This window comes from Lysobacter antibioticus, from assembly GCF_001442535.1.
GTDB lineage: Bacteria > Pseudomonadota > Gammaproteobacteria > Xanthomonadales > Xanthomonadaceae > Lysobacter > Lysobacter antibioticus.
The window spans coordinates 5,661,174-5,673,626 of sequence record NZ_CP013141.1 but is presented as its reverse complement, the minus strand read 5'-3'; the positions used below and the strand labels follow the sequence as shown (position 1 = coordinate 5,673,626).

The window sequence follows — 12,453 nt, the reverse complement described above, 5'->3', positions numbered from 1 at the left end:
GGCGCTGGCTTCGGGGGCGCCGCGCGCGCGGGCCGGGGCGGTCGCAGCGACTGCCACCGGGTGCGGCGCCGCTCGTGTGTCCGAACCGGTCATCGAATCATCCGTCATGCGAAAAGAACCTGCAGCGGGCCGACGACGACGCAAGCGCCGGCGCATCGCGGCCCGGTTTGAATATCGGGGTGTCGACGAGCTTACCGCCGCAGGCCGAGGCCTGCGCACGAGCGCGGCGTATGCGACCGATGCCCGCTCGAACGGCAAACCCGTTCCGAGTATCGACATCCGCCGCGCGGCGGATGAGGAAGCGTGATCCAACCACCGGAAGCGCGCTGGCGACGCCGCTAGTCTCGGCCGACACACACCGCCCCGCGTCGGAACCGCATGGTCGATATCCATCAGGTATGGCCGTACTTCGCGATGCTGGCGCTGGCATTGGCTTTCGCCGTCCTGCCCTGGTTCCGGGCCGCCGATCGCGCGCCGCCGCAGGCCGAGCAGCGCAGCGACACCCTCGACGGCCTGCGCGGCTTTCTCGCCCTCAGCGTGTTCGCCAGCCACGTCATCGTCCACCACGAATACCTGCGCACCGGTGTGTGGAAACCGTCGCCGTCGGCGTTCTACAACACCGCCGGCCTGCTCGGGATCTGCCTGTTCTTCATGATCACCGGCTTCCTGTTCTGGAACAAACTGCTCAAGGCCGACGGCCGCCCGCGTTGGAGGGCCTTGTACATCGGTCGCGTGTTCCGCCTGGGGCCGATGTATCTGGTCGCGGTGCTGACGATGATCGCCATCGTCGCTTACCGCACCGGTTTCCAATGGCGGGTGCCGCCGTCGCAGGCGATCGCCTCGGCCCTGGGCTGGCTGGCGCTCGGCATCGTGCCGCCACCGCCGACGATCAACGGCTACGCCGACACCGGCACCATCCTCGCCGGCGTGACCTGGACCCTGTTCTTCGAATGGCTGTTCTATTTTTCGCTGCCGATTTCGGCCTGGTTCGTGCGCCGTGGCCGCCACCTGGGCTTCAGCGCCGGCCTGGTCGCGGTATGTTTGCTGACGATCGCGGCGGCGAGCTGGCACGGCGGCTTCGAGCCCGGGATCAAGCCGCGGCCGATATTGTTTCTGGCGGTGTTGGCCGAACTGGTGTTGATGCTCGGCTCCGGCATGTTCGTCGCCTCGCTGTTGCACGCCGGCATCGGCGCGCGCCTGCGCTGGCAGCAGCCGCTGTGGGGCGGCGTCGCACTGCTCTGCCTGGTCGTGCTGTTCGCCACGATGGTCGCGGGCGCCCCGCGCATCGGGTTGGCGCAGTTGTTCCTGCTGTGCCCGCTCGCCGGCACGTTCTTCTTCATCCTGTGCTCGGGCAACCGTTTGTTCGGGCTGTTGGCGTGGCCGGCCTCGCGCCGGCTGAGCCAGCTGAGCTACGGCATCTACCTCTCGCAGGGGCTGATCCTGGTCGCGGTGTTCGCGATTCCCGGCGTCAGCGCCTATGCCGCCAGCGGCGGCCTGCCGTTCTGGAGCGTGTATATCGGCAGCGCCCTGCTGCTGTGTGCGAGCGCGCTGCTGACTTATCGCTACGTCGAAGAGCCCGGCATCCGCCTCGGCAAGCGCATCGCAAGCCGGCTTGGCGCCAAGTCCGACGCGCAGGCGCCGCTGCCGGCTACGACTTAGCGCGGTACGCATAACGCTGTATCGAACACACACCCCAGGACGTTCGTTTCGATGCGGGCGCTGTCGCCGCCGGGCATGGAACCGCACGACCTTACCTGCCCCATCGACACGGAGACTTGCAATGACTTATGCCTATCGCGGCGCAGACGGCCCCGGCGGGAGCGCGTTCGGGTGGACCCCGGCCGACATCAAGCTATACAGCGGTTTCAAGCCATGGAGGTCCGACAGCCTCCCGAACACCCGCGCCAACCTCAGAAAGCTGGTCAACGACGGCACGCTGGCCACTGAGGCAGGACGCTGGTGCAGCGAGAAAAACCGCGAGGACGGCTGGTTCTTCTGCGTGGATCTGAACGAAGCGATCGCCGTCCGCCATTCGCTTCTGTACCTCTATCGCTTCGACATCACCGACCTGACCCAACAGGCGTGGACGCTGCTCGGCAAGGACGACGTGCCGGAGATGCAGTTGTACCTCGACAGCAACGACCTCGATACCGCGACCAAGATCGCGGTGGTCTGGATAGGCAACCCCGAGCAGTTGCTGGTCATGTCGCCGGTAGGCGTGGACCTGATCGATCTGCGCATCGACCAGAATCCGGATGTGTGGCTGCCCCTCAAGGACTACAACGGGAACTGAGCCGGCGAAGACGCGAGGCCGGGCATAAGCGGACACGCACCTGCGGCCGCAGCGTATGCACCTGCTTACCGGCCTTTCACACTCGCTCCTCCGACAACGTTCGTTTCCGATGCGGGTACGGCCGGCGCCGCGCCCGCGGTCGACCGCGGCTGCGCATACAGCGCGCGTTCGCCCTCACCCCATCGAAACGGAGACGCGCAATGACTTATGCCTATCGCGGCGAAGACGGCCCCATCGGGGGCAAACCCGGGCGAACCCCGGGGGAGGTCAAAAAGGCCGGCGGTTTCAAACCGTGGAAATCGGACAGCATCGACACCAGCCGGGCCAACCTCAGACAGCTGGTGACCAACGGCACGCTGGCCGGCCAAGCCGAGCTTTGGTGCTTGGGCAAGAAACGCGAGAACGGCTGGTTCTTCAGCTCGGGGCTGGACGCAGCAACCGCCTACGACACCTACCAATACTTCTATCGCTTCGATACCACAGGACTGGTCCTGCAACCGTGGTCGGTACTCGGACAGGGCGACGTCGCGAAGATGAAGCTTTACCTCGACAGCAACGACCTCGACATGGCGACCAAGATCGCAGTGATCTGGTCCCCGCGGCCGAAAGAACTGCTGGTCATGTCGCCGGTGGAGGTGCCTTCGATCGAGCTGCGCACCCAGGAGAAGCCGGAGAAGTGGTTGGAGCTCGAGAAATACACCGGGCCTTGAGCCGGCCCGATGGCCTCGTCCTCGCAAGGCCGGGGCCATCGCCGTGCGGCAGTCGGGCTTATGCGAATGCGTAGGGCGGCTCCCCCCGTCGATCGGGTTCTTTCACGGCGATCCGCTTGCGGCGTTTCGTTAAGCATCCCGCCATTGCGCCCACAGGAATCCGCCTCATGGGAACCAAGTCGACGAAGGAGGCCGAACAGGCCAACTCCAAAGCCGAAACCATCAGCGATCTGTTCGCGCTCTCGAAAGTCGATCCCCAGGACGGCATCGATGCGGTGACCCTGGATGGCATCATCGGCCATCTCCGCAAAGCCTCGATGCAACCCGACGATTGGGCGGCGATGGACATCCTGCATCGAGTGCACTGGTATCAGATGGTGCAGGACCTCGTGCGGAAGGTCGGCATGAGCGCGCGGCGCCAATCGGAGATCCTGGGGGAATTCTACCCACTCCTCAATCGCAATGGAGATATGCGAGGCGCCGGAATATCGCCGCCGAACGGTGACGACAGCAGCGACAGCGACAGTGGCAGTACCAACGGCAGCGGCAGTATCAGCGGCAGCGATGATTCGGCCCACCCGGCGCTCCTGCTACAGGAGTTGGACGAGTTACTTGCCAATCCGCATAGCTACCTCGTGCTTGCCGGTTGGACCCGGGAGCGGCTGGTCCGCTTCGACATCGGATCGTTGGGGGCAGCGGTGGCAGCCGACCAGGACTTCATCAAGAAGTCCACCGACTACACGCCTCCCCCGCCAGTCGATCTCACCAACTTCGTTTCTACTACCGCTGCCACTTCGACTTCTACCTCCTCTTCCGGCTCCACCTCTGCCTCCACGGCAATGCTCAAGATCGACTACTGGACTCTTCCCGAGAGCGAGAGGGCGGCGACTGCCCGCAAGGTAGCCGGCGAATACAACCGCTCCCTCGCCAATACGACTGGCGCAGCGCCGGCGACGAATGCGGTGCCGATCGCGGCCTTCATGGCCAACCAAAAGGTGGCGATCAGAGCGGTCATGGCCGGCTACGATTTCCGCGAACCCACGGGGCTCGCTCGCAAGCTTCTCGGCCAGACCGCAGTGGCGATCGATTTGGCCCTGGGCGTGGCGTCCACGCTGGCCGGACGCGGCTCTTCGAGCATCACCGAATCGACAATGCAACAGAGCCCGGACGGGTTCGACAACCAAGGTCTGAAGAAACTGTAAAGCGCGCGACCGATTGAATCCCGGTTGCCAACTTCCCGCGGGCCCCGATTGCCGAGCGTCGCGATGACGCCTGCCGCCGGAAACGCGGTCTGGCACCGAGTCGCCGTCCCGCGGAGTCCACGGCGTATCGAACGCAGTCGCAAGGCGGCCGCATTCGCTGGTATATCTGCCTGTCTGGCCGGCCCCGGCCAGCCCACGGACAAGGCAGTCGCTCCCTATGATGGTTCGCCGTTTGCTCATGCTTGCCGGCGCCGCGGCGCTGGTCGCGACGGGTACTGTCGCCGCGGTCGTACAACCCTTCGTCACTCCGCTGCCATCGCCGCCCGCCATCGTCGACGCGGCGCGGCTGAAGGCCGACGTCAGACATCTGTCGGTTGATCTGTACCCGCGCAGCTACGACCAGCCCGACAGCCTGGAGCGCTCCGCAGGCTTCATCCACAACGAATTCGCCAACAGCGGCGGCCGCGTCTCCTATCAGGACGTAACGGTCGAAGAAAGCACCTATCGCAATGTGATCGTGCGCTTCGGCCCGGACACGGGGCCGGTGCGGGTGATCGGCGCGCATTACGACTCCTTCGCCGATGTCGGCATCGATAACGACGATCCGCGCGGCTATTCGCCGCGCACCCACACGCCAGGCGCCGACGACAACGCCAGCGGTGTCGCCGGCTTGCTCGAGCTGGCGCGCCTGCTCGGGCGCAACCCGCCCGCGCACGCGGTCGAGCTGGTCGCTTACACCCTGGAAGAGCCTCCGCATTTCCGCAGCGAGCACATGGGCAGCGCCTGGCATGCGCGCGCGCTCAAGGCGAGCGGGCGCGAAGTGGAATTCATGCTGTCGCTGGAAATGATCGGCCGCTTCAGCGACCGCCCCGGCAGCCAGCGCTATCCGGTGCGCGGCATGGCTCGCCTGTACCCGGACCGCGGCAATTTCGTGGTCCTGGTCGGCAAGATGAGCGACTTCGGCACCCTGCGTCGGCTCAAGGCGATCATGGCCGGCGCGACCGACCTGCCGGTGCACTCGATCAATGCCCCGCCGCTGTTGCAGGGCATCGATTTCTCCGATCACCTGAGCTATTGGCATGAAGGCTATCCGGCCTTCATGGTCAGCGACACCGCCTTCCTGCGCAGCACCACCTACCATCAAGCCAGCGACACCTACGACAAGCTCGACTACACGCGCATGGCCAAGGTAGTGCAGGCGGTGTACGCGATCGCGCAACGGCCCGGCGCCGATTGAATCCATCGCGCGCATGCGACCCGCGAGGACGCCGGTTGCATGCGCGCCGGGCGTTGGGCCCGAACATACTCGCGTAGTTCGAGCCTCGCCTCAGGCCGCGGCGACTCGCACCACGCGCTTGCCGAGGTTCTGCCCTTCGAGCAGGCCGATGAAGGCCGTCGGTGCATTCTCCAGGCCGTCGACGACATCCTCGAGCAACTTGACCCGGCCTTCGGCGACCCACTGGCTCATGTCGCGGCTGAACGTTTCGAAGCGATCACCGTAATGGTCGAGGATGATGAAGCCCTGCATGCGGATACGCTTCTGCAACAGCGCGGTCATCGTCTGCGCCAAACGGTCCGGGCCCGACGTGTGCTCAGCGCCGTTGTAGTGCGCGATCACGCCGCAGACCGGCACGCGTGCGCCGATGTTGAGCAGCGGCAACACCGCGTCGAACACGACGCCGCCGACGTTTTCGAAATACACGTCGATGCCGTCCGGGCAGGCCGCGGCAAGTTGTTCGGCCAGTCCGGGGGCGTGGCGGTCCAGGCAGACGTCGAAGCCGAGCTCCTCGACCGCATGGCGGCATTTTTCGGCGCCGCCGGCGATGCCGACCACGCGCGCGCCCTTGAGCTTGGCGATCTGCCCGACCACCGAGCCGACCGCACCGGTCGCCGCGGCCACGACCACGGTCTCGCCGGCTTGCGGCTGGCCGATGTCGAGCAGGCCGACGTAAGCGGTAAACGCCGGCATGCCGAGGCCGCCGAGGGCGAACGAGGGCTGCGGCATGTCGCCGAGCGCCTGCAGATCCTTGCCATCGGACAGGACGTAGTCCTGCCAGCCGGCATTGCCGAGCACGATCTCGCCGACGCGGAACTGCGGGTGCCGCGAGGCGGCGACGCGGCTGACCGTGCCGCCGACCATCGGCGCGCCCAGCGCTACCGGCGGCGCGTAACTGGTCCCGGCTTCGTCCATCAGATTGCGCATGTAGGGATCGAGCGACAGGTACAGCGTGCGCAGCAGCACCTGGCCTTCGTCGGGCGTCGGCACGGCGGTTTCTTCTAAGCGGACGTCCTGGGTCGTCGGCAAGCCGCGCGGACGGTTGGCCAGGACGATGCGGCGGTTGACGGTATCGCGTTGCGACATAGGGGCATTCCTTTAGCGGTGGGGTTGGGTTGGATCGCTCGTAAGCGGGGTGCTGGCGACAGGCCCACACAACAAATAGACCGGTCGTCTAGAAATCAGATAAAACAAAGGCGGGAGCGCAGGCGCACTCCCGCCTCAGGCGTCTTCGGCCAAGCCCAGCCGCTCTCGCGTGCCGACCATGGCCATGTCCAGGCCGCTGCGGTCGCGGGCGATCTTGGCCAGCAGACTAGCGCCGAGCCAGCTCTGATAGAGCGCGACCGCGGTCGCCTGCGAATCCGATGCATCGGCAAGACCGGCGAGCGAGCCGTCCAGGCGCCCTGCTTCGATGCTGCGGGCCAGCCGATCGATGACCCCGCGCGTGCCTCGGGCCAGCGCCGCGCGCATGCTTTCCGACAAATCGCAGACCTCGGCGCCGAGCTTGACCACCGGGCAGCGGCTTTCGCTTTCCTCGCCGGTCTGCGAATCGAGCCAATCGTTGAAGAAAGCGATCACCCGCTGCGCCCCGGTGCCGGGCTGCGACAACAAAGCGTCCATCCGCCCCAGGTACTCGGCGAAGTAGACCTCGAGCACCGCTTCGCCGAAGGCTTCCTTGGACCCGAAGTAGTGATAGAACGAGCCCTTCGGCACCTGCGCCGCGGCCAGCACTTCCGACAGCCCGACCGCGGTGAAGCCCTTGCGCAAGAACAGCGGGTGGGCGACCTCGAGGATGTGCCGGCGGACGTCGGTGGCGGTGGTGGCTGCGCTCATGGGGGGCACGATAGCGCCTATTAGACCGGTCGTCTAGTTCTGGATGGGCCGCGAGCCGCGATTGCTTCCGGGTAGGAGCGGCGCGAGCCGCGACCAAGGAACGCGCAGGGGCAACAAGGCCGAGGTCTGCCGCCGAACCGGCGTGCCGTCGCGGGGTAGGAGCGGCGCAAGCCGCGACCAAGGAACGCGCAACGGCAACAAGGCCGAGGTCGTCCGCCGAAGTGGCGTGCCGTCGCGGGGTAGGAGCGGCGCGAGCCGCGACCAAGGAACGCGCAGTGGCACCAATGCCGAAGTCGTCCCGCCGAAGCGGTGTGCCGTCGCGGGGGTAGGAGCTGCGCAAGGCGCGACCACGCCGAGCGGTCTGGCGACGTCCCTAGCCTGTGCAGAACCCGTTGCCGTTGCCGTTGCCGTTGCCGTTGCCGTTGCCGTTGCCGTTGCCGTTGCCGCAAAGAGCTTGCCGCAATACCGCTCTTGCGAGAACACCTGGAGACCCGGAGGGCGCCGCACAGGACGTGCGGCGTTTTCCGATAAGACAGGGACGTCTTATCGGAAAATCCCGGCGCGGGCTGCGTGCTCGCAGGGGAGCTTCGTCAAGGAAGGCCTTTTCTTTGGTTAGCTTTCTTTTGGGCCAGCAAAAGAAAGTAACCCGGCCGCATCAGCGGACGGAAGCTTTGCACTTGCTTGAAGATTCTTTGAAAACAAGATCAAACGCCAAAAGCTTCCGCCACTAAAGCGGCGGGTTACTTTCTTTTGTCATAAGCAACAAAAGAAAGGTAACCAAAGAAAAATGCTTCTTTTTGAGTCAAGGGCCCGCGCGAGCGATGCCGACGCAGGGCTTTTTCATACGGGACATCCCTGTCCCGATGAAAAACGGCCCGCATCCCTGCGGGCCGCCCTCCGGGTCTTCTATGGCCTTCGCTAGTGCGTTGCTGCGCACAGCCACAACAAGGTCAAGGACAAAGCCGAGCGCCCGCACATCGACTCAACGTGCCGATGCAGTCCCCAATCAAGCCAACACCTCGCGCAGATACGGCGCGGTGCGGCTCGTCTTCGAACTCGCGACCTGTTGCGGCGTGCCGCTGGCGACGATCTGTCCGCCCTGCTCGCCCGCGCCGGGGCCGATGTCGATGACCCAATCGGCGTCGGCAACCACGCGCATCTCGTGCTCGACCACCACCACGGTGTTGCCGGCTTCGACCAAGCCGTGCAACTGCGCCATCAGTTTGTCGACATCCGCCGCATGCAGGCCGGTGGTCGGCTCGTCGAGTACGTACAAGGTGTCGCCGTGCTGGCTGCGCTGCAGCTCGGTCGCCAACTTGATGCGCTGCGCCTCGCCGCCGGACAGTTCGGTGGCCGGCTGCCCAAGACGCAGATAGCCCAGGCCGATGTCGCGCAGCAGGCTCAGCGAGCGGCGGATCGCCGGCTCGCCGTCGAAAAACGCGAACGCTTCGTCGACCGTCATCGCCAACACCTCGGCGATGTTGCGTCCGTTGCATACGACTTCGAGGGTCTTGGCGTTGTAGCGGCTGCCGTGGCAGGTCGGGCACGGCGCATACACGGTCGGCATGAACAACAGCTCGACCTGGACGAAGCCTTCGCCCTCGCAGGTGTCGCAACGCCCTTGGGCGACGTTGAAGGAAAAACGCCCGGCGTTGTAGCGGCGGGTCTTCGCCATCGCGGTCGCGGCGAACAGCTTGCGCACGTGATCGAACAAGCCGGTGTAGGTGGCCAGGTTCGAGCGCGGGGTGCGGCCGATCGGTTTCTGGTCGACGTTGACCAGGCGCTTGATCGCATCCGCGCCGGCGTGCAACCGCCCGGAAACGCGCGCAAGCGGGCCGGGCTGCGGCATGTCGTTGTCGCTCTCTTCGGGCACCGGCTCGTGGCCCAGGTGTTCGCCGACCAGTTCGACCAAGGCCTGGCTGACCAGGCTCGATTTGCCCGAACCCGACACACCGGTGACCGCGGTGAACGCGCCCAAGGGAAAACGCGCGTCGAGGCCATGCAGGTTATTGCGATGCAGGCCGCGCAGCTCCAGCCAGCCCGAAGGCTTGCGCGAGGGCCGCGGCTCGGCGGCGAGGAGATCGAACAGATACGGCCGGGTGCGCGAGGCCTCGATGTCGCGCAGGCCGTCGGGCGGCCCGCTGTAGAGGATGCGTCCACCGTGTTGTCCGGCGTCGGGGCCCACGTCGACCAACCAGTCGGCGCGGCGCAGGGTTTCCAGGTCGTGCTCGACCACGAACACGGTGTTGCCGGCGGCCTTGAGCTGGTCGAGCGCGCGGTGCAAGGCCTCGCTGTCGGCCGGATGCAGGCCGGCCGAAGGCTCGTCGAGCACGTAGACCACGCCGAACAGATTGGAACGGATCTGGGTAGCCAGGCGCAGCCGCTGCAACTCGCCCGGCGACAGGCTCGGCGTGGCCCGGTCCATCGCCAGGTAACCGAGCCCCAGGGCCTGCAAGGTGCCGATGCGTTCGACCAGGTCGTGGGCGATGCGCTGCGCGGCGATGCGTTTTTCCTCGGACAGGTTGGGCGTGCGGCGCACGTCGGAACTGCCGGCATGGGCCAGCCCGCCGGCGGCGATGCGCTTGGCTTCGGCGCTGCGACCGGCCGCGCGGCTGCGGGTGGCGGCGCTGGTCGGTGCATCGAAGCGGCCTTCCGCTGCCGGCTTCAGCACCTCGGCGATCCGGTCCAGCGACAGCTGCGACAGGCTGCCGATGTCGAGCCCGGCGAAACTCACCGACAAGGCTTCGCGTTTCAAACGCCGGCCGTCGCAGAGCGGGCACTGCGCACCGATCATGTAGCGCGACACGCGCTTCTTCATCAGCGCGCTCTGGGTGCTGGCAAAGGTATGCAACACGTATTTACGCGCGCCCATATAGGTGCCCATGTAGCTGGGCTCGGCCTTGCGGCGCAACGCGGCGCGGGTCTCGGCGACGCTGAAGCCTGCGTACACCGGCACCGACGGCTGCTCTTCGGTGAACAGGATCCACTCGCGATCCTTCTTCGGCAGATCGCGCCAGGGCTTGTCGATGTCGTAGCCCAGGGTCACCAGGATGTCGCGCAGGTTCTGTCCGTGCCAGGCCGGCGGCCACGATGCGATCGCGCGTTCGCGGATGCTCAGCGAGGGGTCGGGCACCATGGTTTGTTCGGTCACTTCATAGACGTAGCCCAGGCCGTGGCAATTCGGGCAGGCGCCCTGCGGCGTGTTCGGCGAGAAATCCTCGGCATACAGCATCGGCTGCTTGGCCGGGTAAGTGCCTGCGCGCGAGTACAGCATGCGCAGCAGGCTCGACAAGGTGGTCACGCTGCCGACCGTCGAACGCACGTTCGGGCTGCCGCGTTGCTGTTGCAGGGCCACCGCCGGCGGCAGGCCTTCGATCGAATCCACGTCGGGCACGCCGACCTGATCGATCAGGCGCCGCGCATACGGCGACAGCGATTCCAGGTAACGCCGCTGCGCCTCGGCATAGAGGGTGCCGAAAGCGAGCGAGGACTTGCCCGAACCCGATACGCCGGAAAACACCACCAGCGCATCGCGCGGGATATCGACGTCGATGTCCTTGAGGTTGTGTTCGCGCGCGCCGCGGACACGGACGAAAGCGTCGAAACCGGGGTCGCGACGGAGTTGTTTCTTGGCCATAGGGGCTGGATTGGAGCATTGGGGACGCGGGAGGGCGGTGAAGATACCCGCTCGCGTCCCGCTTGGGGAGCGAGGCGCTGTACCGAATCGGCCGATGCGGGCTCGCTGGGTGCCACCAGCGCGCGCCGGCCGCGCTCGTGCCGGCCTCGGGCGAGCCCGCTGCGATTCGTCCAGGCGAGACGGCACTGCGAAACGGACCAAGAAGTCTTAAAGCATCGCCGGGCCGGAACCCACCGCCCGAGCCAGCGTGCCCGATGCCTCGCGGCGCCAATAGCTCGCGACCGCAACGCGCGACGGCTGCCTCGACGTGGCATCGCCCCCGGAAGACACCGTTGTCTTTCAACGAAGGCGCCTGCGCTCGATGCACCGCCGCACAAACAGGACGACGGCGCCGATATCCGCAGTCGCCGCGCATTCTTCGCGACGCTTCCGTGGCGGCGCCAAGCGCGGATCGCGATGCAATGATCGATAACGTGATCGGCTACCGCCGCACTCCCGGATGACAACGATATCGGCCGTTCCACTGTGTCGTGCGGACCGCTAGGTTCGCGCTGCACCCACGCAGTGCGCCGATCCGCATTCGCGGGCGGCCCCATCCGCAAGAGGAACCGCAATGAAGAAGCTAGCTCTGACCGGGCTGATCGCAGCAGGCATGTTGATCGGGCCGACCGCGCAAGCCGTGGTCGTGGGTGGGATCGTCAGCACCGACGCGCATTGGCCGGCGACCACCGCCGGCTACAACCAGCTCACCTTCTACGATCAGGTCAATCACGACGGCGGCTCGCGGTCGAACTACTACTGGGCCAACCAGTTCTGGTTCCACGGCGGCGACGGCGGCTACATCGGCCTGCAGAATCGCAGCGGCCAGCGTTGGCTCAACTTCTCGATCTGGCTCGCCAGCGGCTGGGATGCATCCAGCCGGGCCAGCTGCGGCCACTTCTCCCACGAAGGCAGCGGCGTGCAGTGCCAGATCAAATGGAACTGGAAGCCCGGCCACAAGTACAAGGTCGACGTGATCCGCGCCTCGACCAAGGTGACCGGCGTCGTCACCGACCTGATGAGCGGCGAAAGCATCACCGTCGCCACGATCAACATCCCCGCCACCTGGAGCGGCTTCAAGAGCCAGACCGTCAGCTTCGTCGAGGAATACAGCCAGGGCGCGAACCAACTGCCCTCGTGCAACGTGATCGGCGCGCAATCCTCGGTGTTCTACCTGCCGGTCGCCAACGGCAACCTGCCGGCGACCAGCCAGACCACCAAGACCTACGGCAACTGCAACGACAAGAACATCGCCCACGCCGCCTGCGACAGCACCGGCAAGTGCATGAACATCGTCAGCAACCTCGACGGATACGCATCGCCGAGCGAGTAACGCGCGTCGGTGCGAGATCCGCAAAAAACCAAGGCCCGCATCGGCGGGCCTTGGTTTTTGCCGCGACGAGCGGGACCGGCCGATGACCGGGCACCGCCGCCACCGCGGTTAGTCCGCCTGCACGGCGCCG

The 12,453-nt window shown here is 66.1% G+C and carries 10 protein-coding genes; 7 read left to right on the top strand and 3 right to left on the bottom strand.

From position 1 onward, the window contains the following. The first annotated feature begins 76 nt into the window (after window positions 1-76). From GLA29479_RS25030 to GLA29479_RS22925, 6 genes are all read left to right on the top strand, one after another. On the top strand, window positions 77-307 hold the full coding sequence (locus GLA29479_RS25030; protein ID WP_144436710.1) for a hypothetical protein: 231 nt from the start codon (window positions 77-79) through the stop codon (window positions 305-307). A 71-nt stretch (window positions 308-378) separates the two neighbouring features. After that, complete coding sequence (locus GLA29479_RS22945; protein ID WP_057972970.1) at window positions 379-1,659, top strand: acyltransferase family protein; 1,281 nt, start codon at window positions 379-381, stop codon at window positions 1,657-1,659. A 121-nt stretch (window positions 1,660-1,780) separates the two neighbouring features. Continuing rightward, window positions 1,781-2,293, top strand: coding sequence for a hypothetical protein (locus GLA29479_RS22940; RefSeq protein WP_057916548.1), 513 nt, complete (start codon window positions 1,781-1,783; stop codon window positions 2,291-2,293). Window positions 2,294-2,493: 200 nt separating this feature from the next. Beyond that, the gene (locus tag GLA29479_RS22935) at window positions 2,494-3,003 is read left to right on the top strand and encodes a hypothetical protein (RefSeq protein WP_057916547.1); all 510 of its coding nucleotides are present in this window, start codon (window positions 2,494-2,496) and stop codon (window positions 3,001-3,003) included. Between the two features lie 167 nt (window positions 3,004-3,170). Then, entirely contained in the window at window positions 3,171-4,205 is a 1,035-nt protein-coding gene (locus tag GLA29479_RS22930; RefSeq protein WP_057916546.1) for a hypothetical protein, read from the top strand. A 217-nt stretch (window positions 4,206-4,422) separates the two neighbouring features. Continuing rightward, window positions 4,423-5,442, top strand: a complete 1,020-nt coding sequence (locus tag GLA29479_RS22925) for a M28 family peptidase (RefSeq protein ID WP_082638937.1) — start codon at window positions 4,423-4,425, stop codon at window positions 5,440-5,442. 90 nt (window positions 5,443-5,532) lie between these two features. On the opposite strand, the gene GLA29479_RS22920 is transcribed toward GLA29479_RS22925, so the two are convergent. From GLA29479_RS22920 to GLA29479_RS22910, 3 genes are all read right to left on the bottom strand, one after another. Then, window positions 5,533-6,567, bottom strand: a complete 1,035-nt coding sequence (locus GLA29479_RS22920; RefSeq protein ID WP_057972969.1) for an NADP-dependent oxidoreductase — start codon at window positions 6,565-6,567, stop codon at window positions 5,533-5,535. A 135-nt stretch (window positions 6,568-6,702) separates the two neighbouring features. Beyond that, entirely contained in the window at window positions 6,703-7,314 is a 612-nt protein-coding gene (locus GLA29479_RS22915) for a TetR/AcrR family transcriptional regulator (RefSeq protein ID WP_057972968.1), read from the bottom strand. A 1,006-nt stretch (window positions 7,315-8,320) separates the two neighbouring features. Then, window positions 8,321-10,951: an excinuclease ABC subunit UvrA gene (locus GLA29479_RS22910; protein WP_057972967.1), complete on the bottom strand. Its 2,631-nt coding sequence runs from the start codon at window positions 10,949-10,951 to the stop codon at window positions 8,321-8,323. A gap of 613 nt (window positions 10,952-11,564) precedes the next feature. Between GLA29479_RS22910 and GLA29479_RS22905 the strand changes: the two genes are divergently transcribed. Further along, entirely contained in the window at window positions 11,565-12,323 is a 759-nt protein-coding gene (locus GLA29479_RS22905) for a DUF3472 domain-containing protein (protein WP_057916542.1), read from the top strand. The last annotated feature ends 130 nt before the right edge of the window (window positions 12,324-12,453 follow it).